At 65.0% G+C, this 21,370-nt stretch carries 23 protein-coding genes; 13 read left to right on the top strand and 10 right to left on the bottom strand.

From position 1 onward, the window contains the following. Positions 1-79: 79 nt before the first annotated feature. The 5 genes from AC3WOB_RS17660 to AC3WOB_RS17640 all read left to right on the top strand — a co-directional run bounded on the left by AC3WOB_RS17660 (position 80) and on the right by AC3WOB_RS17640 (position 6,764). On the top strand, positions 80-1,300 hold the full coding sequence (locus AC3WOB_RS17660; protein WP_492275746.1) for an MFS transporter: 1,221 nt from the start codon (positions 80-82) through the stop codon (positions 1,298-1,300). Positions 1,301-1,483: 183 nt separating this feature from the next. Then, positions 1,484-2,029 carry an RNA polymerase sigma factor gene (locus AC3WOB_RS17655; RefSeq protein ID WP_013390866.1) on the top strand — a complete coding sequence of 182 codons (546 nt, stop codon included), beginning with the start codon at positions 1,484-1,486 and terminating at the stop codon, positions 2,027-2,029. Further along, positions 2,026-3,048 (top strand): FecR family protein, encoded by a 1,023-nt coding sequence (locus AC3WOB_RS17650; RefSeq protein WP_492275745.1) that lies wholly within the window; start codon positions 2,026-2,028, stop codon positions 3,046-3,048. Before AC3WOB_RS17655 ends, AC3WOB_RS17650 begins: the two co-directional genes overlap by 4 nt. A gap of 100 nt (positions 3,049-3,148) precedes the next feature. Beyond that, complete coding sequence (locus AC3WOB_RS17645) at positions 3,149-5,575, top strand: TonB-dependent siderophore receptor (protein ID WP_492275744.1); 2,427 nt, start codon at positions 3,149-3,151, stop codon at positions 5,573-5,575. Positions 5,576-5,870: 295 nt separating this feature from the next. Further along, a complete protein-coding gene (locus AC3WOB_RS17640) occupies positions 5,871-6,764 on the top strand; it encodes a hypothetical protein (RefSeq protein ID WP_492275743.1) in 894 nt (297 codons plus the stop codon). A gap of 72 nt (positions 6,765-6,836) precedes the next feature. Here the strand turns inward: AC3WOB_RS17640 and AC3WOB_RS17635 are convergent, their stop codons facing one another. Next, positions 6,837-7,589, bottom strand: coding sequence for an SDR family NAD(P)-dependent oxidoreductase (locus AC3WOB_RS17635; protein WP_492275742.1), 753 nt, complete (start codon positions 7,587-7,589; stop codon positions 6,837-6,839). Positions 7,590-7,674: 85 nt separating this feature from the next. After that, complete coding sequence (locus tag AC3WOB_RS17630; protein ID WP_492275741.1) at positions 7,675-8,553, bottom strand: LysR substrate-binding domain-containing protein; 879 nt, start codon at positions 8,551-8,553, stop codon at positions 7,675-7,677. Positions 8,554-8,701: 148 nt separating this feature from the next. Here AC3WOB_RS17630 and AC3WOB_RS17625 point away from each other — a divergent pair, with 148 nt between their 5' ends. The 3 genes from AC3WOB_RS17625 to AC3WOB_RS17615 all read left to right on the top strand — a co-directional run bounded on the left by AC3WOB_RS17625 (position 8,702) and on the right by AC3WOB_RS17615 (position 11,138). Next, a complete protein-coding gene (locus AC3WOB_RS17625) occupies positions 8,702-9,826 on the top strand; it encodes an agmatine deiminase family protein (protein ID WP_492275740.1) in 1,125 nt (374 codons plus the stop codon). 191 nt (positions 9,827-10,017) lie between these two features. Beyond that, complete coding sequence (locus AC3WOB_RS17620; protein ID WP_492275739.1) at positions 10,018-10,593, top strand: cysteine hydrolase family protein; 576 nt, start codon at positions 10,018-10,020, stop codon at positions 10,591-10,593. Positions 10,594-10,652: 59 nt separating this feature from the next. Next, entirely contained in the window at positions 10,653-11,138 is a 486-nt protein-coding gene (locus AC3WOB_RS17615; RefSeq protein ID WP_492275738.1) for a hypothetical protein, read from the top strand. Between the two features lie 23 nt (positions 11,139-11,161). On the opposite strand, the gene AC3WOB_RS17610 is transcribed toward AC3WOB_RS17615, so the two are convergent. Beyond that, positions 11,162-11,476 (bottom strand): YdcA family protein, encoded by a 315-nt coding sequence (locus AC3WOB_RS17610; RefSeq protein ID WP_207467042.1) that lies wholly within the window; start codon positions 11,474-11,476, stop codon positions 11,162-11,164. Positions 11,477-11,514: 38 nt separating this feature from the next. Next, on the bottom strand, positions 11,515-11,988 hold the full coding sequence (locus AC3WOB_RS17605; RefSeq protein WP_492275737.1) for a DUF2846 domain-containing protein: 474 nt from the start codon (positions 11,986-11,988) through the stop codon (positions 11,515-11,517). A gap of 229 nt (positions 11,989-12,217) precedes the next feature. On the opposite strand from AC3WOB_RS17605, the gene AC3WOB_RS17600 reads away from it, so the two are divergent. Next, positions 12,218-12,898, top strand: coding sequence for a hypothetical protein (locus AC3WOB_RS17600; protein ID WP_492275736.1), 681 nt, complete (start codon positions 12,218-12,220; stop codon positions 12,896-12,898). Between the two features lie 30 nt (positions 12,899-12,928). Here AC3WOB_RS17600 and AC3WOB_RS17595 read toward each other — a convergent pair whose 3' ends face one another. From AC3WOB_RS17595 to AC3WOB_RS17575, 5 genes are all read right to left on the bottom strand, one after another. Beyond that, positions 12,929-13,324, bottom strand: a complete 396-nt coding sequence (locus tag AC3WOB_RS17595; RefSeq protein ID WP_492275735.1) for a YkvA family protein — start codon at positions 13,322-13,324, stop codon at positions 12,929-12,931. 81 nt (positions 13,325-13,405) lie between these two features. Beyond that, on the bottom strand, positions 13,406-13,888 hold the full coding sequence (locus tag AC3WOB_RS17590) for a hypothetical protein (RefSeq protein WP_492275734.1): 483 nt from the start codon (positions 13,886-13,888) through the stop codon (positions 13,406-13,408). A gap of 21 nt (positions 13,889-13,909) precedes the next feature. Beyond that, on the bottom strand, positions 13,910-14,572 hold the full coding sequence (locus AC3WOB_RS17585; RefSeq protein WP_492275733.1) for a hypothetical protein: 663 nt from the start codon (positions 14,570-14,572) through the stop codon (positions 13,910-13,912). A gap of 240 nt (positions 14,573-14,812) precedes the next feature. Next, a complete protein-coding gene (locus AC3WOB_RS17580) occupies positions 14,813-15,241 on the bottom strand; it encodes a HemJ family protein (protein WP_492275732.1) in 429 nt (142 codons plus the stop codon). Positions 15,242-15,244: 3 nt separating this feature from the next. Beyond that, positions 15,245-15,562 carry a DUF3817 domain-containing protein gene (locus tag AC3WOB_RS17575; RefSeq protein ID WP_207467049.1) on the bottom strand — a complete coding sequence of 106 codons (318 nt, stop codon included), beginning with the start codon at positions 15,560-15,562 and terminating at the stop codon, positions 15,245-15,247. A gap of 148 nt (positions 15,563-15,710) precedes the next feature. Here AC3WOB_RS17575 and AC3WOB_RS17570 point away from each other — a divergent pair, with 148 nt between their 5' ends. The 4 genes from AC3WOB_RS17570 to AC3WOB_RS17555 all read left to right on the top strand — a co-directional run bounded on the left by AC3WOB_RS17570 (position 15,711) and on the right by AC3WOB_RS17555 (position 20,637). After that, on the top strand, positions 15,711-16,667 hold the full coding sequence (locus AC3WOB_RS17570; protein ID WP_492275731.1) for a GlxA family transcriptional regulator: 957 nt from the start codon (positions 15,711-15,713) through the stop codon (positions 16,665-16,667). An 81-nt stretch (positions 16,668-16,748) separates the two neighbouring features. After that, complete coding sequence (locus AC3WOB_RS17565; RefSeq protein WP_054455669.1) at positions 16,749-17,249, top strand: sigma-70 family RNA polymerase sigma factor; 501 nt, start codon at positions 16,749-16,751, stop codon at positions 17,247-17,249. After that, complete coding sequence (locus tag AC3WOB_RS17560) at positions 17,246-18,190, top strand: FecR family protein (RefSeq protein ID WP_492275730.1); 945 nt, start codon at positions 17,246-17,248, stop codon at positions 18,188-18,190. The genes AC3WOB_RS17565 and AC3WOB_RS17560 overlap by 4 nt, the downstream gene beginning before the upstream one ends. Positions 18,191-18,273: 83 nt before the next feature. Further along, the gene (locus AC3WOB_RS17555; protein ID WP_492275729.1) at positions 18,274-20,637 is read left to right on the top strand and encodes a TonB-dependent siderophore receptor; all 2,364 of its coding nucleotides are present in this window, start codon (positions 18,274-18,276) and stop codon (positions 20,635-20,637) included. Positions 20,638-20,830: 193 nt separating this feature from the next. Here AC3WOB_RS17555 and AC3WOB_RS17550 read toward each other — a convergent pair whose 3' ends face one another. Continuing rightward, entirely contained in the window at positions 20,831-21,037 is a 207-nt protein-coding gene (locus tag AC3WOB_RS17550) for a hypothetical protein (protein WP_207467051.1), read from the bottom strand. Positions 21,038-21,370 lie beyond the last annotated feature (333 nt).

Genomic DNA, 21,370 nt, shown 5'->3' with positions numbered 1-21,370 from the left:
GGCTCTTAGTTTCCCGTCAGCGACTTCTCCCTAGAATGCGGGGTTCGGCGCCCGTCACGCGCCCCAAGCGCCATCCCCCATGCCCGCCCCCGATTCCCCCAGTCCGCTTCACCGTCCCGCCTTCCTGCACTACCTGTTTGCGCGCATCGGCGCATCGCTGGCCTTCCAGATCGTCTCGGTCGCGGTGGGCTGGCAGATCTATGCGCTGAGCGGCAGCGCCCTGGACCTGGGGCTGATCGGCCTGGCGCAGTTCCTGCCCATGGCGGCGTTGACCCTGGTGGTGGGCCATGTGGCCGACCGCTACGACCGCCGCAAGATCGTGGCGGTGTGCATGGCGCTGGAGGCGCTGGCCACGCTGGTACTGGCCATCGCTGCACTGCATGGCGTCGGCGGCAAGACGCTGATCTACGCGACCATCATCATCATGAGTTCGGCCCGCGCTTTTGAAGCGCCGACCATGGCCACGCTGATCCCGGCGGTGGTGCCGCGCGAATGGCTGCCGCGCGCGACGGCGCTGGCTTCCTCCGGCGGACAAATTGCGCAGATCGCCGGCCCGGCGCTGGGCGGCGTTGGCTACGGGCTGGGGGCAGGGTGGATCTATTGCGTAGCCGCGGCGCTATACCTGTCCGCCTTCGCGTCCATCGCCACGCTCGTCATCGAGCGCGCTCCGCCGCGCAAGGAGCCGACCACCTGGCGCACGCTGTTCGCCGGCATCACCTTCATCTTTCAGCGCCGCCTGCTGCTGGGCACCTTGTCGCTGGACCTGTTCGCCGTGCTGCTGGGCGGGGCCACCGCCTTGCTGCCCATCTTCGCCAAGGACATCCTCAACGCCGGCCCCTGGGCGCTGGGCGCGCTGCGCGCCGCTCCCGCCTGCGGCGCCGCGCTGATGTCATTGACGCTGGCCCGCCTGAGCCTGGGCGAACACGTGGGCCGGCTGCTGTTCGGCGCGTTGATCGTGTTCGGGTTGGCCACCACGGTGTTCGGCCTGTCGACCTCAATCCCGCTGTCCATCGGCGCGCTGGTGGTGCTGGGCGCGGCAGATGCGGTCAGCGTGGTAGTGCGTTCGTCGCTGGTGCAACTGAACACGCCCGACCATATGCTGGGCCGCGTCAGCGCCGTGAACACGCTATTCATCGGCGCCTCCAACCAGCTGGGCGAATTCGAATCCGGCGTCATGGCCGCGGCGTTCGGCGCGGTGCCTGCGGTGGTGATCGGCGGGGTAGGCACCATCGCCGTGGCGGGGTTGTGGATGCGGTGGTTTCCGGAGCTTAGGAAGCTCAGGAGCTTGCACGCGCCCTGAACCCGTTTGCGTGTTGAACAGTGCATCGAAGCCATCGGCCAGTTCCGCGTAGAGATCGCGCTGCAGCTATCCCCGGCAGCAACACTCGATAATCTTGATACAATAAGAATCATTATCATTTGATCAAGCCATGCCTACGCGCCCGGGTCACAGAACCCGGCGCCGGACATCGACAGGGGCATCATGGGGGAGCGGTTCTTCGGCGTAATCGCCGAGGCGTACAAGTCGTGGAACGCGGAGCTGGTCGGTTTCCTGAACCGGCAGCTCAAGCGTTCGCCCGAGGCCGCCCAGGATTTGGCGCAGGAGACCTTCGCCAAATGGCTGGCCGCGCATCAAGGCGCCGAGCCGCCGGAGAAGCCGCGCGCCTATCTGTACGAGATCGCCCGCAACCTGCTGCGCGATCACTGGCGCCGCGAGAACGTGCGCGACGAACATGTGGTGGCCAGTCTGGACGATCAGGATTTCGAACCGATGACGTGCGGTCTGGCTGCTCCCGCCGGACAACAGCCCGAAGCCCGCGCGGACGCCAGCCAGCGCCTGCGCCTGCTGCAGGCCGCCATCGACGAGATGCCGCCGCGCCAGCGCGAGGCCTTCCTGCTTTATCGGTATGATGAGCTCCGTTGCGAGGACATCGCCGAACACATGGGCATCTCCGTGCGGGCGGTGGAGAAGCACCTGCAACTGGCGCTGGCGCACTGCAAGCGCCGAGTCCACGGCGAAACGCCATGACCCGATCCCTACCTTTGTCCGCTGTCGAAGAGGCCGCGAGCGCATGGTTCATGCGCCGTCGGGAACGCGCGTCCGATGCAGGCGCCGAACAGGCCTTCCAGGCGTGGCTGCGAGCTTCGGCCGAGCACCAGCGGGAGTACGAACGGCTGGAGCAGGTGTGGGAGGACATGGCGGCGCTGCCGCGCCCGGACTCCGCGCCGACGCGTACGCACGCCCAGTCGACTGGCCAAGCTCAGATCCCGCCGCGCACCCGGCCGCAATCCCAGCCCCGCCCGTGGTCCTCGCCCGCCCGCCGCCCCGCCTTCCTGCGCTGGGGCGGCGCACTGGCCGCGATGCTGCTGATCGCGGCCGCCGCCTACCAATACGTGCCCATCAGCTACGAGACCGTGGCCAACGCGTCCACCCAGACCCGCAGCCTGGACCTCTCTGACGGCACCCACCTGCACGCCAACGTGGGCACACGCGTGAGCGTGCGCTACACCCTGGCCGAACGGCATATCCGCGTCGAGGGCGGCGAGGTCTACATCGATGCCGCGCCCGACCGCCGGCCGCTGATCGTGGCCGCGGGCGACGCGGAGCTGCGCGACATCGGCACCGAGTTCAACGTGCTGCTGCTGCCCGACGTGCTGCAGGTCGGCGTACGCAGCGGCGAAGTCAGGCTGAACGCGAAGGGCGCCAACGCCCCCGCCGCGCAGACGCTTCAGGCCGGCGACACGGTGCTGCTGTCGCGCGCCGACGCGCGCCTGTTGCGCCGCCAGCAGGTGCCCGCCAGCGAGATCGGCGCCTGGCAGGGCGGCGTGGCGGTGATGCACGACACCACCTTGCAGCAGCTGGCCGGCTACCTGGCCCTGTACCGCGACGCGCCGCTGCGCTTCGCCGACGAGCGCGCCCGTGGGCTGCGCCTGTCCGGTACGCTGGACCTGCGCCAGCCCGACGCGGTCCTGGACATGCTGCCCGGCCTGTTGCCGGTGACGGTAAGCCGGCGGCCGGACGGTGCCGCCGTGATCAGCAGCCGCTAAAGAGAAGAATTAAGAATTATTTTTAATTAGACAGGTTCGGGTTTTGGCGGCTGGCGCGTCTTCCCCAGTTGAAGATCCACTTCCAGACTGGGGAAAGTCCATGGCGCAACGCCATTTTCATCGTCGGCTGAGCGCCGGCCGTTACGCGCTGCTGTGCGCACTGTCCATGACTGCCGCCTTGGCGGTGCAGGCGCTGGCGCCATCCGCTGCGCACGCGCAAGGCGCGGCCGCGCAAACCTTCGACCTGCCTGCCGGCAACCTGGCCGACGCGCTGGTGGCGCTGGGCCGGCAGGCGCAGCTGCAGGTGCTGTTCAGCCCCGACACGGTGGCCGGCCTGAGCGCCCCCGCCGTATCCGGCGCCATGACGCCGCAGGTCGCGCTGAACCGCCTGCTGGCGCGCAGCGGCCTGGTGGCCGTGCAGAGCGGCTCGGGCTTCGTGGTGCGGCGGCCGGCCGACCCATCCTCCAGCGACGCCACCACGCTGGCCCCCGTGACGGTCACCGGCCGCGACCTCACCGTCACCGAAGGCACGGGGTCCTACACCGCCCCCGCCGTCACCATCGGCAAGAACGCGCAAAGCCTGCGCGAGATCCCGCAATCGGTCTCGGTGGTGACGCGCCAACTGCTGGACGACCAGAACCTGACCACGCTGGACGACGCCATGCGCACCGTCACCGGCATCACGGTGGAAGCGGGCAGCATCGGCGGCAACCATGGCAACTTCTACTCGCGCGGCTATGCGCTGGACACGATCCAGGTCGACGGCGTAAACACGCCGGCCAGCACCGGCAACGACCTGTCCTCGGGTTTCGGACTGGCCATCTATGACCACATCGAAGTGCTGCGTGGACCTTCCGGCCTGTACCAGGGCGCGGGCGATCCCGGCGGCACGGTGAACCTGGTGCGCAAGCGCGCACAGAAGGAATTCGCCTTCAGCGGCCAGGTCATGACGGGCTCCTGGGACCGCTATTACACCGAAGCCGACATCACCGGCCCCTTGGACAGCGACGGCCGCCTGCGCGGCCGCCTGGTGGCGTCCTATGACGACCGCAAATCCTTCGTCGACGGCGTGTACACCGAGAAGCCGCTGTTCTACGGCACCCTGAGCTTCGACCTGACGCCCGACACCGTCCTGACCGCCGGCGCCACGTATCAGCAATACAAGGGCCGCCCGTTCTTCGGCCTGCCCGGCTACACCGACGGCCGCTTGCTGGACGTGCGCCGCTCCACCAACCTGGACCCCAGCTGGAACCACATCACCGAGGAAGTCACCGAGTACTTCGCCGACGTGGACCACCGCCTGGCCAACGGCGGGCGCATCAAGGTCAGCGGCATCTACCGCGAACAGGACGAGCCCAGCCGCGAGTTCGGCTGGTCCGACTGCGCGGTGGACCCGATCACCGGCGACACCTGCCTTGTCAGCTGGAAGTACCGCAGCAACTGGAAGACCTATGGCCTGGACGCCTTCGTGGCCACGCCCTTCGAAGCCTTCGGCCGCCAGCACGAGCTGACCGTGGGCGCCGACTACCGCAACGTCCACAAGAACTTCCGCTACGGCGGCGGCGACAACGCCGACACCAACCTCTACCACCCCAACAACAACATCCCCAAGCCCGACTACCAGTACACCGACGGCAACGACAGCAAGACCGACCAGTACGGCCTGTATGCGCGCACCAATCTGCGCGTGACCGATGCCGCCACCCTCATCGCCGGCGGCCGCTTCACCTGGTGGGAGAATCGCACGCAGAACCGTAACAGCTACTTCAACCAGTTCACCGACACCAATGACAAGATCAACGGCAAGTTCACGCCGTACCTGGGCCTGGTGGTGGACCTTAACGAGCAGTTGTCGGCCTACGCCAGCTACACCAGCATATTCACGCCGCAGACTGTCACCGACGTCAACGGTCAGCTACTGGACCCGCGCACCGGCAAGCAGTTCGAGATCGGCCTGAAGGGCGAATTCCTGGACAAGCGCCTGAACGGCCACGCCGCGCTGTTCCGCATGGAGGACGAGAACCGCGTCATGACGGACCCGGGCAATCCGAACTTCTCCATGGCCGCCGGCAAGATGCGCAGCCAGGGCTTCGAGGCGGAAATCAGCGGCAGCCCCGCGCCGGGCTGGGACATCACCGCAGGCTACTCCTACACCACTACCAAGACCCTGAAGGGCACGGACGAGCAGAAGTCGCAGCAATACGCCTTCATCACGCCGCGCCATACCTTCAACCTGTGGACCAAGTACACCTTCGCCACGGGCACGCTGGAAGGCCTGTCGCTGGGCGCGGGCGTGCGCAGCGTCAGCAGCATGTACCGCCTGAACGGTCCGGTGAAGTTCGAACAGCGCCCGTACACCACCGTGTCCGCGCAAGCCGGCTACCGCTTCAACAAGCACCTGGAAGGCACGCTGACGGTGAACAACCTGTTCGACAAGGTCTATTACCAGCGCGTATGGGCCGCTTACGGCTCGAACTACTACGGCGAGCCGCGCAGCGTGATGTTGAACCTGCGGGCGACGTACTGAGAGAAAGCGCCGCGCGAAACCCATCCCCGTGCAGCAACGGGCGATGGGTTTCGCGCGTTGCAGGACAGTTCTGTCCGCCACGTCTTTCTTGCGCCACACCCATCCTACGATCCCCGAGCAAAACGCCGATTCCGTGGCAGACTAGCCACAGGCGCTCCATGCATTGCAGTCCGACACAATTGGCAAATTGTTGTCCGACGCGGATTGCAACGGGCGATTAGGATGGCGCCGCACAGACAGAGACAGGCGATCACAAGGCTTTCCCGCCTAAGGCCGACAAGAAGATGTCCGACACATGAAAACCATTCAGAAAACCCGCCCCCGTAGCCGTTTGCTCCGCACCACCATGGCCGGCCTGCTGGCGTCCACCCTGGCCGCGCTGTTCAGCCCCGCCGCAACCGCCGCTGAATCCGCCGGCGCCGCGGCGCTGCCGCCCACCGCCCAGGCCGCCGCCATCGCCCCGCCCGACGCGCCCACGGTGATGTATTCCATCTACCAGATCGACGGCAAGGGCGCCGATTCCTACGAAGTCGCCAACGGCAGCATCGCCACCTTTTGGTTCGGCCATGCCTTCGAGCTGGGCGGCACGGGTTACTACACCGGCTTCGTCTGGGACACCCGCGAACGTTATGGCAAGCCCGGCGAAGACGAGGTCGGCCCCGGCACCCAGGTCAACCTGGCCGAAGCCACCTTCACCCTGACCGGCTCCACGGCCGAACGCCCCTGGAAGTTCCGCGGCATGGAGCACACCATCGGCATGTTCGGCGCCTACGAAAAACCGGAAGACGTGGACACCCGCCGCAAGCCGGTGGAATACCGCACGCCCGGCGGCAAGCTGGTGCTGGCCGTGCCCACCGAAGGCTTCGACAACGGCATCAGCTTCAGCGGCTACGCGCTGCTGATCTTCAATCCGGCGGGCCCGGACGAAGGCGCGGGCTGGACCTACGTAGGCAGCATCAACACCGGCGAGGACAACAGCGCGGCCTGCGCCGAGGGCGACGTCATGCCCTGCGTGGCCAGCTCGGGCGAACTGGTCTTTTCCGCGCACGGCGGCAGCGACATGCCGCGCGTGACCGTCAAGCGCAGCGGCACGGAAATCTCCGGACCGGACAAGACCCGCCAACTCGGCGCGGGCGATACGGTCATCTACGCCTACGACGCGGCCAGCAAGAAGTACGCGGAGAAGTAAGGCCGGCGTCGATGCCGACAGGGCGCGCAGAGCGGCTGCGATGCCCACGCAGGCCTGCTTGCGCCTGCGCCGCTACGTGAGATTCAAGCCGCCATCGGAAAGCAGGATCTCGCCGGTCAGATAGTCCGACGCGGCAAGCATGGCGACGGCCTGCGCGATATCCTCCGGACTGGCCGCCCGGCGCATCGGCGCCTTGTCGCGCCACAATGCCTGGGCCTGCGTCCAATCGGCCGTCATCGGCGTGTCCACCAGGCCCGGCGCAACCGCATTCACGCGGATATGCGGAGCCAGCGAAACCGCGAGCAAGCGCGTCACATGATTGAGCGCCGCCTTGGTCGCCGCATAAGGAATGGAAGCGCCTTTGGGCCGGATACCCGCGTGCGAACTCACATTGATCACGCAGGCAGGCCGGCCATGCGCCGCCGCCGCTTGCAACGCGGCCTGCGCCTCGGCCACCAGGCGAAACGGCGCCACCACGTTGACCTCATGCAGTTCATGCCAGATGTCCGGCGTGGCGGCGGCCAGATCCGCATGGGGAATGACGCGGCTGATTCCGGCGTTGTTGACCAGCACGTCCAGCCGCCCCCACGCCGCGACGGTTTCCCGGATCAGCCGGACCCGGTCGGCATCGTTTGCCAGATCCGCCTGCACGTAGACCGCCTCGCCCAACTCGCGCGCCAAGGCATGGCCGGCTTCGGCCGAGCGCCGCGAATGCACGACCACCGCATAACCGTCCCGCGACAGGCGGCGGGCAATGGCTACGCCTATGCCGGAGGTAGAACCCGTGACCAGCGCGACGGGGCGCGTACATTGAAGATTGGACATCGAGGAATCTCTTGCTCTGAAATGCGGCGGTGAGGCTACAACTTAACACCGTGATGAAAAACGCAGCACGACGGCGACGCCGTGCCTAGACTGCCGGGCCAACGTCCTGGCGCGACGCGCCGAGCTCGCCAGACACCCACTCGCAGAACGCACGCGTCAGAGGATCGTCTTCGCTGTCCCGATGCACCAGCCAAGCCCATTTGGGGCCTCGCACGGTCTGCTCCGTCAATGCCGCCAGCGAACCGTCGCGGCTCGAACGCTCGGCCAACAAGCTGCTGACCAGCGCCATGCCCAGGCCCTCACGCGCCGCGTCCAACAACTGTCCCGGGTCGGAGAAATTCATGCCCTGGCCGCGCTGGCCCACGTCGGCGCCACCCTGCGTTTCCCAATGGCTCCAATCCATCTCGCGCTCGCCATGCAGGGTGGCGCGCGTGTCCGCCGCCAGCAGGCGCGGGTGGCAGGCCGGATACAGGCGGTCCTCGACCAGCACGCGGAACGCGCAATCGGCCTGCGGGCCCAGGTCGTCGCGCAGCGCGATGTCTATGGTCTGCTTGGCCATGTCCGGCGCGGCATCACTGGTGTAGAGCCACAGGTCCGCCTCGGGATGCAGGGCGCGGAAGGCCTCCAACCGAGGCAGCAGCCAGTGCCGTGAAAACGCCGGGCTGGTGTTCACGATCAGCTGGTTCGGCTTGCGGTACTGGTCCAGCCTGCGGATGCCGGCCGCCAACTGCTGCAGCATGGCCTGCGTCGTGCCCAGCAGATCCCAGCCCGCATCCGTCAACGACACCGCGCGTCCCTGGCGGAAGAATAGCGGCTGGCCCAGATAGTCCTCCAAGCTGCGCACCTGCTGGCTGATCGCCGACTGCGTCAGATGCAACTCGTCGGCCGCCTTGTGGAAACTGCCCAGCCGGGCGGCCGCCTCGAAGCCGCGCAGCACGTTCAGGGGAGGCCATTGCTTAAGCATATCGATAAGCCCTGCTAATCATAATTCCGCTAAATATATCGCTTGTCCAGGCGATTTGGCGGGAAATACACTGCAATTCATGAGGTGCGCACCTTTGACTCCGACATAACCATTTTTTATCGATCATCCAGAATTCCAGGAGCCCCACGTGCCCACCCGCCGCCAACTCATCCAACACACCGCCACGCTCATGGGCGTCCACGCCGCCGCCTCGCTGGGTTTGGGTCTGCTCGCATCCGGCGCGCGGGCCGCGTCCGCGCCACGGTGGCACATGCCGGACGAAGGCGCCCCCCAGGCCCGCGCCTTCATCGCCTTCGGCGCCCAGGACGCCATCTGGGAAGACTTCACCGCCGACGTCCAGGCAGCGCTCGGCCGCATCGCCCGCGCCATCGCCGCGCACCAGCCCGTCACCGTGTTCTGCCGCAGCCGCGAACGCAGCCTGGCCGAACGCCATTGCGGCACGGACAACGTCAGCTTCGTCGAAACCCGGCTGGACGACATCTGGATGCGCGACATCGGCGCCAACTTCGTGCTCGACGGCCAGGGTGCAGTCACCGGCGTGGACTTCAACTTCAACGGCTGGGGCAACAAGCAGCGCCACGCCGCCGACGCCAAGATCGCCGCTGAAACCACCGAGGTCACGGACACCGAATACCTGCAAAGCGAACTGGTCGGCGAAGGCGGCGGCATCGAAGTCGACGGCCGCGGCACCGGCATCATGACCGAGAGCAGCTGGATCAATGCCAACCGCAATCCCGGCTGGAGCAAAGCGGAAGTCGAGGAAGAACTGAGGCGCTGCCTGGGCTTGCGCAAGATCGTCTGGCTGCCCGGCATCAAGGGGCGCGACATCACCGACGCCCACGTCGATTTCTACGCCCGCTTCGCCCGGCCCGGCGTGGTGGTCGCCAACCTCGACATGGATCCCGACTCCTACGACTACGCGCTGACCCGCAAGCACCTGGAGATCCTGCGCCGTGCGACGGATGCCGACGGCAAGCCGCTGGAAATCCACACCATGAGCCCGCCGCTCAATCCGCGGCGCAGCAAGTTCCTGCGAGACAACCCTGACTTCGCCGCCGGCTACATCAACTACTTCGTCATCAACGGCGCCGTCATTGCGCCGGAATTCGGCGATGCCGAAGCGGACGCGAAGGCACGCGATCTGCTGGCGCGTTTGTATCCGGGCCGCAAGGTGGTGCAGCTGGACATTGATGCCATTGCATCAGGCGGCGGCGGGATCCATTGCGTGACGAATCAGTTGCCGGCGGCGTAGTGCCTGAGGTTCCGCAAGGGGTCTTGCGGGGCCGCTTTCCGGACACCGTTGCGCCATGGCGGCCATGGTAGAGTCGTGCGTCCTTCCTGTCGCACTCCATCACGTCGCCACGCATCACAACCAGGCTGGCCCATCCGGCAGCAGGCCGGAACCCGCAAGGCAGGCGTGGCAACCCTATTGCGGAGCGGAGCATGAACACCCAGACCACGGCTATCACCCCGGCGCATACCGCCTTGCTGGTCATGCACTACCAGACCGACATCATGGAACTGTTCCCGTCGGTCGCCCCCGCCTTGCTCAACAACACCCGCCAGCTGTGCGACGCCGCGCGACGCGCGGGCGTCAACGTTTACTTCGCCAAGATCCACTTCAGCCCCGGCTACCCGGAAGTCAGCCCCTTGAACAAGAACGGGCAGGGCATCAAGCAGCTGGGCCTCTTTGTCCACGACCGCATCTCGCCAGAACTCGGCCGCCGCGAAGACGAACCCGTCATCATCGCCCACCGCGCCAGCGTGTTCTTCGGCACCGACCTGCAAGTACGGCTTTCCGCGCAAGGCATAGACACGCTGATCATGGTCGGCGTCGCCTCCACCGGCGTGATGCTGTCATCCATCGCGCATGCCAGCGACGCGGACTATCGCTTGCTGACGGTCAAGGACTGCTGCTACGACCCGGACCCGATCGTGCACCAGCACCTGTTCGCCACGGCGTTTGAATCGCGCACCACCGTGCTGTCGCTGGACGATGCCTTGTCCTTGCTGGCGTAGCGGACTGCTAAAAAAAACCTGCCTCCATGCCCCCTGAAGGTTCATCTTCGCCGTCCATCATGTCTTTTCGAACCATACCCGCAGAACCTTACGCGCCACGCCGCATGGCATTCATCGAGCAATGGCGCGAAGACGACCAGGCCATCAAGGCGTACGCGATACAGCGCAATCCCGATCCAGCTGTTCCGTTGCTGCCTGCCGAGATAGCCATGGCCGCCCGCAAGACCGCGTTGAGCGCAGTACAAGACGCCGCAAGCGATCCGCGCGCAACCGGCCTGGGTTTCTGCATCGTGCACGTGGGCGAGGAGGCCGTCTGGCTGCTGGTGGACTGGTGGATTTCCGGCGGCATCCTGTGCCAACAGATGTACTCCGCGCCGCTGCATCAGCCTGAGCAGTTTCAGCCCGTGCAGGGGCCGTTCATTGCATGCGTATGGGAGCTGGAGGTGACCACGCACGAGCGCGACGCGTGGATGCGGCATGTGCTGCGAGAGACGCCGGATATCAACGCGTATGTGGCCGACGTGCTGCCGGCGGGCAGCTATTGAGACGGCCTCAAACAGCGCTGCGCTTATTTCCTGAGATAGGACTTCTTGCCGCTATCGGTGTAGCAGTACGTTCCGCCCCGTGGCCCGGTGCAGTATTGGCCATCGCGGCAGCTACACGCGCCATTCGAGCCAGACGCCGAGGGCTTGGAAACAAGGGGCTGTGCGTTGGAATCCGGACTTGAACACACGCGCTTGGATGCGCTGATCGAACCGTCGCGGCACAGAAACTGTTCCCCGACGCAACGCTCCACGCCGCCCTTCTTTCCGGAACAGGGATAGTTCGCCGAATGGGCCGTTGCGGCAAACAGCAGGGCCGCCAACAACAGACCAAGACGCATCGTCATCCCCTTGGAAGAGCGGCGGAAGCCGTAGGCGATCAGCTATCGCAACGGCCTTCGGCCGCCAGATTCACTTCGGATTTGGAGATCACCCGCTTGCCTTCCTCTTCCGTCACCTGCTCCACGCCGGCGCCGCCCACGAATACGCCCACCTTGATGAATTGGCGCACGAAATAATTCTTGCCCGCTTCCATCATCACCATCAGATCGTTCGGCGAAAACTCCGATTCGGTGGAGACTTTGTGCTGCTCGTTGCCGGCGACCTGCGTGTAGAAGAACACGCGGTCCGCGGTTTCACCCAGGCACTTGCCGTTGACGTACACGTCCTTCTTCAGCGCCTTGCCCACAAAGCTGTCGCGGTAGACATACAGGCCGGACTTTCCTTCGTCCGGCGCCGGGAACGATTTGGCCTGCTTGTTTTGTTCAGCTGGCGCCATCGGCACATTGGCGCAACCCGCGATCGTCATCACGCAAGCGGCAGCGGCCGCCAGCTTCAACATCTTTTTATTCATGTGATTCATCTTCTTCAGCTTAGTTATCTGCCGCTTCCTGCCCTCCGCAGGGGAACGGGCAAATGTATCCAAGATATTCTAATAATGTCACATGAATACCAAATAAGCTATCTCGCAGTAGGAAATACTGCTGTTCCGGGATTAGAAATGGCAGACTACGACTCCCCGGCGACATCGCAGCCTGACATCTCCCTCGCCCATGAATAAGACCGAAGGCGCAACCTTCCTAATGGCACACGACAAGGGCAGCTCGCACTTCAGCGATCTGCACTTCCACGACTGCACCTTCGACAACTGCGCCCTGTCCATGGTCAAGATCCCACCGCGCATGTCGCGCGTGCAGAACGTGCGCCTCTCTAAATGCCGAGCGGTCAACTCGATGGTCCAGCCCTGCATGTTTGAAGACGTGCTGATCGAGGACTTGTCCACCAACCCCATCTTGCTGGTGTGGGCCCCGTTCTTTCGACGGGTCAAGCTGGTGGGCAAGATCGGCAAGCTCAATCTCAACCTGACGCCCACCGCCTTCTGCAAGGACGACCGCCTACTCGATCAGTTCGAAACCGCGCGCGCCGCCTTCTACGCAGAGACGGATTGGGCATTGGATATCAGCGAAGCCAAGCTGCTGGGCCTGCGCTGCGAAGGCGTGCCGCTGCACCTGATCCGACGCGATCCGCAGACGCAGGTCATCGTGGACAAGCAGGGACGTTATCCGGGGTATGAGGCGTTGGGAGTGGATTTCTGCCGGGCGTTCCCGGGCATCGCCAGCATGCTGCATGGCTTTGACGAATCGCCCAATCCATCCATGCTGCTGACCGCCTCGCTGGCCGCGCCCAAAGCACGCCGGGACGAGGAGAAGGGCGCGATCAGCGAACTCAGGACTTTGGGATTTGTGGAAGAGAGTTCGGCGTAGTCCTGCGCGCAAGCCCGCTGCTCAGCGAGGCTACCGAAAGTACGGCGCAAGCCAGAACCACGCCGCAACACTTATCCCCAACCATAGCGCCACGATCATCACCGCACCCGCCAGACTGCGCGGCTTCTCACCCTGCGACTGCATCCAGGCGTCCGCCTGGCCTCGGCATTCCTGCAGCACATCGGGCGGCAACAGTTTGATGGCCAGCCAGATCAGGCCGGGCAATAACAGCACGTCATCGATGTAGCCCAACACGGGGATGAAGTCGGGAATCAAATCGATGGGACTGAGCGCGTACGCCACCACGAACAGGCCCAGCGCCTTGGCGTACCAGGGTGTGCGGGCATGCTTGCCGGCAAACCATAGCGTCAGGCCGTCGCGCTTGATGCGCTTGGCCCAGGCTTTCAGGCGATCGCTGAGGTTCATGCGAGGGAACGGGATCTCGTGCCGAATAGCCGTGAATGGCCGTAGTCTGCCACACCTTTTCCGCTCCGGTGACGGGTCAGGTCAGGGCTTGCGATCGATCACAATCCGATTGCCATCCCGGCTGCACGTCAACGTATCCCGATACACCGCGCACACCTGATCTACCAACGCTGACCAGCATGCGCCGCTGACCGGTTGAGAGATTACGACGGTCTCGGCTCCGCCCTTCAAAAGAATATCGGCGCCCGAGTTCCGGCGCAGCCCCTCGGCGATCGAACCTAGTGTGCGGGGAGCCCCTGAAAATTCCTCCGCATTGGCGGGAAACCTGTCGTTCAAATGCCAATAAATCCCTCCGACCAACGCAATGGAGACGAGTATCAGGAACACGCCGACCGGCCCTTTCAAACCATACTTGTCGATGAACGCTTCCACCTCGGGCTTGGTGGTAGTCGTAGGGGAGGGCCTGGGTCGAAATAACAGATACAGCCCAAACACGAACAAGATCAGAGCCACCACAGCGGTCAGGCAAAGCATGGCCCAATCCAGTCCGGGCAGTTCTCGCATGCATGTCAAATCCATGGTTGATCACCGTTTCTCGTCGGAGAAGAACAACACCAGTAATTGCGACACTTGCTTGTAATCCATCAGCACATAGCCTCGCCCGATCTCAAACTGGAAGCCCTCCGTCCACTTCACCGAAAGCGGCGGCCTTTTTCCCTGGAATACCTCCGATATGACGTTGCTGTACTTCCTGGAAAAAATGACGATCTCGTTATCGATCTGCTTGACGGGCAACTCCGCGATGACGACGGTCTGTCGAAACAAGCTGCCTCGCGCCAGGACCGGCAGGGCGCTTTCAATGAAGCCGCTCTCACTCAAGGCCGACGTGTCTCCCGATTGCGCGAACGCCAGATAGCGGGGGAAGATCTGCGCCGCGGATTGCAGCTGCGCTTGGTACGCGTCCTGCCCAAGTATGGACGTGAGAACCGCCTGATTGGCCCCAATACCCGAGAAACCGTATTCGCACTTGCGTCCGCCGGCATACCGCTGCACGGTGCACGTCCCGTTGACGCTATAGGCCTCGTATTGCCCGGATGAGAAGCGGCATTCACAGTATTTCGCCGGCGCAAGCGGCGTTGGAACCGGGGCGTTCTGGCCAGTGCCCTGCGCTTGCGCGGTGGCGCCCAACGCCATGAACAAGGCCCCAATGACGGCCAAAGCGTGCTGGATGAATCGAGAGTGCGGCATGGGTACACCTCGCTTTATTCAACCACCTGAACGGGATAGTCGAGCTTGCCGCACATTTAATAACGATCCCGCGCGGTCTGGGCGAGGATTAATCCATCAGGAGTGATCCAGAAGTGCGCGCCCCAGCGCATGTGGACTACGACGCCCCGGGCAAAATCCGTAGTCTGGCGCCGTTGCGGCCGTGCCTACAGTGGCTGACAGCCACCGCTCACGCCTGCGACGCCTGGAACCGCCCGCGCCTCAGAACGGCTTCACCACCACCAGCACAATGATGAGCACGAGCGCAATCGCCACCAGCGGCAACAGGTTTACACGCGCCGTTCCCACACCGCCACCCGCAGCCTCAACCGTCCGCCGCAGCCGCCCGGCCTGCATTCCATGCGCCGCAGCCAGCCCCAACACCAACGCCAGCTTCACCGACAGCCAGCCGCTGCCAAACCACCCCGCGCTCGCCGCCAGATACACGCCCGTCGCCAACGCCCCTACCATCGCCGGCGTGGTCAGCGTGCGCTCCCATCGGCGCAACAAGCGCAATCGCGCCAGCTCCTGCGGCAACGCCGGCCCAGGCAGTTTCGCGGCTGCCGCCAACACGAACCCCTGCACCACCATCCCCGCCACCCAAAACAGCATCAGCGCGATGTGCAGCGACTTGATCAGCAGATACCCCATCGCTCACGCCCTTCTGGCGGGTGCCACGGCGCGGTCCAGTCTGCGCGCGATCACATAGCCGCCGAACGGCACCAGCGTCGCCAGCAAGGTCAGCAGCAGCCGCTTGCGCGGCCAGTCCTGCGCCGACGCCACATTGCACGCCAACGCGATGTAGACCATGAATGCAACGCCATGCACCGGCCCGATCCACGACACCGGCGCCGGCACCCCGGCCAGATGCTTCAACGGCACCGCGACGCCAACCAGCGCCAGCAGCGTCGTCCCCTCCAGGACCGCCGCCCACTTGAACAGGGAGTGTGTCGAACCGCCGGAATCTTTCATGGAGAAGGCCACCGCAACGCAAAGGGAACCGGCATTGTCCGGGCTGGCGCAATCGCCTGCCATTGGCCAAAATGCCAATCTTCGAAAGAAATCCGCCAACCGTGCGATCGGGCAGATCTGGCCCTTCGCAACCGCCGGAACCCCAGGCATGCCCAAGAAAGCCCCTCATCGCATCGCCGTGCTCGCCTTCGACGGCCTGGTCGCGGGCGACCTCGCCGCGCCTTGCGAGATCTTCCAGCTCGCCGAAACCCTCGATGGCCGCCGCCCCTACGACGTGCAAGTCTGCGCCAGCAAACCCCGCGTCAAAACCCACGCCTTTGACCTGCACATCCGCGCCCGCCTAGACGTGGCGCGTCACGCGCACACCCTCATCGTGCCCGGCCTGGCCGACCCGAGCCGCGATGTCCCCCGCGACATCCTGGACCTGATCCGCGACGCCCACGCCGCAGGCGCCCGCATCGCCTCCATCTGCACCGGCGCCTTCGCCCTGGCCGCCAGCGGCATCCTCGACGGCCTCAAGGCCACCACCCACTGGAAAGCCGCCGACCAACTGGCCCGCCGCTACCCCGCCATCGACGTCAACCCCAACGTGCTGTTCGTCGACAACGGCCAGATCCTCACCTCCGCCGGCGCCGCCGCCGGCATGGACCTGTGCCTGCACATGATCAAGCGCGACCACGGCGCCGCGGTCGCCGCCAACAGCGCCCGGCTGGCCGTGGTGCCGCTGGAACGCGCTGGCAGCCAGGCGCAGTTCATCGTCCGGCCCATGCCGGCCTCGCACACCGACCTGACGCCGCTGCTGCACTGGATCGAGAGCCAGCTGGCGCACAGCCTGACCGTCGCCGCGCTGGCCGCGCAGGCGGCAGTGAGCGTGCGCACCTTGAACCGGCGGTTTCAGGAACTGCTCGGAGTCAGTCCGTTGCAGTGGGTGATCCAGGCCCGCGTGAACCGCGCACGCGGGATGCTGGAGACCACGGACCTGCCGGTGGAGCGGGTGGCGATGGAGGTGGGATTCGGGTCAGCGGTATCGTTGCGGGAGCATTTCACGGGGATCGTGGGGACGAGCCCGATGGGGTATCGAAGGGCATTTCGGCGGGTGGCGTGATGAGGCCGCCATCCCCTTTGGCTTTCCAGAACCCATCATGCGATAATTGATAACGATTCCCATTTATTCACAGCACAAGCCGTGGACTCAACGCGTGACACCTGCTTTTCCACCATCTACAAGAGCGACCATCCCTGGCTGGAGCGCCGCCTCCAGAACGGCCTGCGCAATCGCGAGGATGCCGAGGATGTCGCCGGAGAGACCTTCACCCAGTTGCTCTGCCTTCCCGCGCTGGAGCAATTGAACGAACCTCGCGCGATGCTCATCACCATCGCGCGGCGCATCACATGGCGGCTGTGGCGCCGGCGTGAGCTCGAACAAGCCTGGCTGGAGATGCTGCGCCTGCAGCCCGAACCCCTGGAGCCCTCGGCCGAAGAGCGGGTACAGACCCTACAGTCCTTGCAGGCGCTCGACACAGCGCTGGACGGTCTTTCTTCCAAGGCCAGGATGGCTTTTCTCTACAGCCAGCTCGACGGCATGACGCATGTGGAAATCGCCGCGCGGCTGAAGGTTTCTCCCACCATGGTCCGCAAGTACATCGTCCAGGCCCTGCGCCGTTGCTGCGAGGTGTTTGGCGTATGACGCCCCTGGATATGCGCAGCCGCGACGCGGCCATCGAATGGCAGGTCTGTCTGTCCAGCGGCCAGGCCAGCGATGCCGACCGCAAGGCCTTCGATCGGTGGTTGGCGGAAAGCCCGAGCCACGGCGCGGCCTGGCAGCGGCTGAACGCGGCGCTGGACGGCACACTGCATCGCCTGCGGCCCGGACTGCTGGCCGACGGCAACCCGCTGCGGCGTTCGCTGGTCGGGCCGCAACTTGCGCAGCGCCGCAGGCTGGGCAAGCTCGTCCTGGCGGGCGGGACCGTGCTGCTCGGCGCCGGTGTCGCGGACCGCTATGTGCCGCTGCGGCATCTGACGGCGGGCTATGTGACCCGCACCGGTGAACGCCGGCGCGTGGCCTTGCCTGACGGCAACATGATGGAGTTGGACGCGCGCAGCGCCGCCACGCTGGACGGGCAGCACGGCGTACAGGTGTCTTCTGGTGCCGCCATCTTTGAGGTGGCGGCAGGCCAGGGGCTGCAAGTGCGTCTGCCCCATGGCGAAGTCCGCTTCGCCCAAGGCCGCGCCATGGTGCGCTGCGCGGCCGAACGCAGCTTCTGCCTGGCCCTGAGCGGAACGGCCGAGGTCTCCACACTTGCCGGTATCCGCCAGCACTTGGCGCCTGGCCAGAGCGTCTGGTTCGACGCACAGCAGATCGATGCGGCGCAGGACAACCAGGCGTATGCCGCCGCCTGGAGCAACGGCGAGCTTGAAGTCCACGACGAACCGTTGCAGACCGTGGTCGATGCCCTGGCCCGGTATCGGCCGGGCTGGCTGCGGACCTCACCCCAGGCGTCCCGCCTGCGCGTCACCGGCCTGTTCCCGCTGGACGATAGCGACCGCGCCCTGGCGGCGCTCACGCATACCCTGCCCATCCGGCTGCAACGGCTGAGCAATTGGTACGTCATGATCGATCTCGCCTGAAAATTTTTTCTGCGCCCGGTGTTTTTTTGCCGGCGCCGATGCACATACATGGAACGCGTGCTCACGCATCCACGGAGTGTTCCATGCTTTCCCTCAGGTTTCCGGCTGCCTGCGTCATCGCAGCCGCCGCCAGCACCGCCCATGCCCAGGCGCTGCGCCAGTATGATTTGCCCGCAGGCCAGCTGGATGTCGCGCTGACACAGATCGCGCGCATCGCGGGCGCGGTCATCTCGTTTCGCGCCGAACTGGTGGCGGGCAAATCCGCGCCGGCCATCTCCGGCCGGCTGACCGTCGACGAAGCCACCGCACGCGCGCTGACCGGAAGCGGGCTGGAACTACGGCGCACGCCGGACGGCAGCCTGACCGTGGCGCCATCAGGCACCACGACGCTCTCGCCGGTGACCGTCGAGGCGGCCACGCTGGGCGTGACCGAGGGCACGCATTCATACACCACGCCGGTGATGGCCACGGCCACCAAGTTCGCGCTTTCGCCGCGCGAGACGCCGCAATCGGTCAGCGTGGTGACCCGCCAGCAGATCGAGGACCGAGGCTTCCAGTCGCTGGACGATGTGGCCCGCGACACCACCGGCCTGACCACGCGCCAGATTGGCGGCGGCGAGCGCACGCAGTTCTTCTCACGCGGATTCGAGATCAGTTCATTCCTGGCCGACGGCGTGCCGCTGGCCTACGACTACGACACCCAGGGCGTGGCGACGCTGGCCATGTACGATCACATCGAAGTGCTGCGCGGCGCGGCCGGCATGATGACCGGCGCAGGCAATCCCTCGGGCACCATCAACCTGGTGCGCAAGCGCGCGACAGCGGTGCCGCAGTTTTCGGTGACCGCCAGCGCCGGCAGCTGGGACAACTATCGCGGCGAAGTCGACGGGTCGGGCGCCTTGAACGAAAGCGGCACTCTGCGCGCACGCGGCGTCGTGGCCTATCAGGACTCGGATACCTTCAAGAAAGCCTACGAGCATCAGCGCCAGCTCTATTACGGCACCATCGAAGCCGACCTCACGGCAAACACCACGCTCAGCATCGGCGGCTACTACAACCGCGAAGACAACCCCGGCGCGGATTGGAACGGCCTGCCGACCCGCCGCGACGGCAGCTTCTACGACTTCAACCGTTCGACCCGCCTGTCGCCGGATTGGGCCTATTGGAACAAGGAAAACACCAGCTTCTTCGCCGAACTCGATCATCGCTTCGACAACGGCTGGTCCGGCAAGCTGACCGCCCGCACGCTGCGCGCCAAGATGAACATGCTGGGCAGCTACCTCTATCCCCTGGAGAACTCGACGTTCTTCGGACAAGGCTTGGGCCAGTACAACTACGACAAGACCCAATACAGCGTCGACGGCTACCTGAGCGGCCCGTTCACGCTGCTGGGGCGCACGCATGAACTGGTGCTGGGCGGCAGCTTCCTGAAGTACAAGGACGACGACGGTCCTGGCGGATGGCCGTTGGGCTATGACATGACGGTCGATCCCGAACACTGGGACTCCAGCGCCGTCGAAAAGCCCGCGTTCGTCTACCCCTGGTCGCGCAAGGGATTCCAGCGCCAGATGAGCGGCTATGCCACCACCCGCCTGAGCCTCGCCGACCCGCTGACGCTGATGCTGGGCGCCAGACTGGACTGGTATGAATACGACATGACGCTGAAGTCCGGCGACTACGTCAGCCCGCCCGCGGCCTACAAGGTCAACCACGAACTGACACCCTACGCGGGCCTGATCTACGACCTGGACGGCCACCATTCCGTCTACACCAGCTGGACCAGCGTATTCCAGCCGCAAAACTACCAATCAGCCAGCGGCGCCCCGCTGGATCCGGTCATCGGCACCAATCTGGAAGCAGGGATCAAGGGCGAGTACTTCGACGGCCGCCTCAACGCCAGCGCGGCGGTCTTCCAGATCCGCCAGCGCAACCGTCCTGTCGCCCTGACCACGTCCTCGTGCGGCCCAGGAGTGATCGAATGCTATGCGCCCTCCGGCAAGGTGGAAAGCCGAGGCGTCGAATTCGAAGTGGCAGGCGCAATCACGCCGGGCTGGCAGGTGTCCGCCGGCTACACCTACAACCAATCCAAGTATCTGGAGGACTCGGGCAACCTCCGGGCTGGCGCAGCGTATGACACGCAAACCCCGCGCCATCTGCTCAAGCTCTCGACCATGTACACCTTGCCTGGCTCCTTGAATGCCTGGCGCGTGGGCGGGGCGATGCGCGTGCAAAGCGCGATCAGCTTGCCTGCCTACAACGTGCGCCAGCCCGGCTACAGCATATGGGATGCCGTGGTGGCTTATCGAGCCAGCCCGAATCTGGATCTGCGCCTGAACGTCTACAACCTGTTCGACAAGTACTACTACCAGGCGATTGGCAGCAACCAGGACAACAACCACTTCGGCGCGCCGCGGTCGTTCTTGTTGACGGCGAAGTACACGTTCTAGGGTTAGGACGTGGCTGGGAGGATCGTCAGGGATAAAGGCGTCAGACGACGATTTCGCTACATGTGGCTGGCGTCACGGTAGTCTGGCCTCTTTATTCGCAGGTCTGACGACAGTGCTGTCGCTGGACGAGATCTTGCCCTTGCCCTTGCTGGCCTAGCTGAAGAGGAGGCCAGGCATGGTGTGCCGGGCGATCCTATTTCTGGACATCCTGCCGCTGACGCTGGTACGTGTCATAGGATTTGGACGCGTCGCTCTGGCAACGCTGTCGTTCCTGGTTGTCGGCGATCTTATTGCAGTCATTCTGTTGCCAGGATTGACCAGTGTCATACAACTGGCGGGACGAGCAAGCCGCCCCCGCGGCGGCCACTACGATGCAGACGAAGATCAGGGCGTAGCGCAAGGGAGTCTCCTGAGAGCGCGGCGTGAGATTGGCGGATGTAGTCCGCGTATGACGGGCGGGCTGCAGGGTTACGGTTTACTTTTTTTCGACCGGGAGCGCCACATTCATTCGCATGCGATCCCTCTCTGCACGTGTGCAGGCGGGCGAATCAGGCTCTGCGCGGGAATCCCGGGCTCCATGTGCAGGCGCCAGATTCATCGGCAACGTCAGGCCGCCTGCAAGGCCTGCTTATCCCGGCTGCGGCTACCTGATGCGGTTTCAATAGCACGCCAGCTTCGAATCCCGGATCGTGACCTGACAGAGGGTGAACGCCCGTCGGCGTGGCTGAGGGTA

It is taken from the genome of Achromobacter sp. FW305-C-30-7 (assembly GCF_058783105.1).
This window is presented reverse-complemented; position numbering and strand designations above follow the sequence as displayed.

Bases quoted from the DNA above. Each gene is read 5' to 3' on its own strand.
- AC3WOB_RS17660 (WP_492275746.1), top strand. From the start codon at position 80: ATGCCCGCCCCCGATTCCCCCAGTCCGCTTCACCGTCCCGCCTTCCTG.
- AC3WOB_RS17655 (WP_013390866.1), top strand. From the start codon at position 1,484: ATGGGGGAGCGGTTCTTCGGCGTAATCGCCGAGGCGTACAAGTCGTGG.
- AC3WOB_RS17650 (WP_492275745.1), top strand. From the start codon at position 2,026: ATGACCCGATCCCTACCTTTGTCCGCTGTCGAAGAGGCCGCGAGCGCA.
- AC3WOB_RS17645 (WP_492275744.1), top strand. From the start codon at position 3,149: ATGGCGCAACGCCATTTTCATCGTCGGCTGAGCGCCGGCCGTTACGCG.
- AC3WOB_RS17640 (WP_492275743.1), top strand. From the start codon at position 5,871: ATGAAAACCATTCAGAAAACCCGCCCCCGTAGCCGTTTGCTCCGCACC.
- AC3WOB_RS17635 (WP_492275742.1), bottom strand. From the start codon at position 7,589: ATGTCCAATCTTCAATGTACGCGCCCCGTCGCGCTGGTCACGGGTTCT.
- AC3WOB_RS17630 (WP_492275741.1), bottom strand. From the start codon at position 8,553: ATGCTTAAGCAATGGCCTCCCCTGAACGTGCTGCGCGGCTTCGAGGCG.
- AC3WOB_RS17620 (WP_492275739.1), top strand. From the start codon at position 10,018: ATGAACACCCAGACCACGGCTATCACCCCGGCGCATACCGCCTTGCTG.
- AC3WOB_RS17615 (WP_492275738.1), top strand. From the start codon at position 10,653: ATGTCTTTTCGAACCATACCCGCAGAACCTTACGCGCCACGCCGCATG.
- AC3WOB_RS17610 (WP_207467042.1), bottom strand. From the start codon at position 11,476: ATGCGTCTTGGTCTGTTGTTGGCGGCCCTGCTGTTTGCCGCAACGGCC.
- AC3WOB_RS17605 (WP_492275737.1), bottom strand. From the start codon at position 11,988: ATGAATAAAAAGATGTTGAAGCTGGCGGCCGCTGCCGCTTGCGTGATG.
- AC3WOB_RS17600 (WP_492275736.1), top strand. From the start codon at position 12,218: ATGGCACACGACAAGGGCAGCTCGCACTTCAGCGATCTGCACTTCCAC.
- AC3WOB_RS17595 (WP_492275735.1), bottom strand. From the start codon at position 13,324: ATGAACCTCAGCGATCGCCTGAAAGCCTGGGCCAAGCGCATCAAGCGC.
- AC3WOB_RS17590 (WP_492275734.1), bottom strand. From the start codon at position 13,888: ATGCGAGAACTGCCCGGACTGGATTGGGCCATGCTTTGCCTGACCGCT.
- AC3WOB_RS17585 (WP_492275733.1), bottom strand. From the start codon at position 14,572: ATGCCGCACTCTCGATTCATCCAGCACGCTTTGGCCGTCATTGGGGCC.
- AC3WOB_RS17580 (WP_492275732.1), bottom strand. From the start codon at position 15,241: ATGGGGTATCTGCTGATCAAGTCGCTGCACATCGCGCTGATGCTGTTT.
- AC3WOB_RS17575 (WP_207467049.1), bottom strand. From the start codon at position 15,562: ATGAAAGATTCCGGCGGTTCGACACACTCCCTGTTCAAGTGGGCGGCG.
- AC3WOB_RS17570 (WP_492275731.1), top strand. From the start codon at position 15,711: ATGCCCAAGAAAGCCCCTCATCGCATCGCCGTGCTCGCCTTCGACGGC.
- AC3WOB_RS17560 (WP_492275730.1), top strand. From the start codon at position 17,246: ATGACGCCCCTGGATATGCGCAGCCGCGACGCGGCCATCGAATGGCAG.
- AC3WOB_RS17555 (WP_492275729.1), top strand. From the start codon at position 18,274: ATGCTTTCCCTCAGGTTTCCGGCTGCCTGCGTCATCGCAGCCGCCGCC.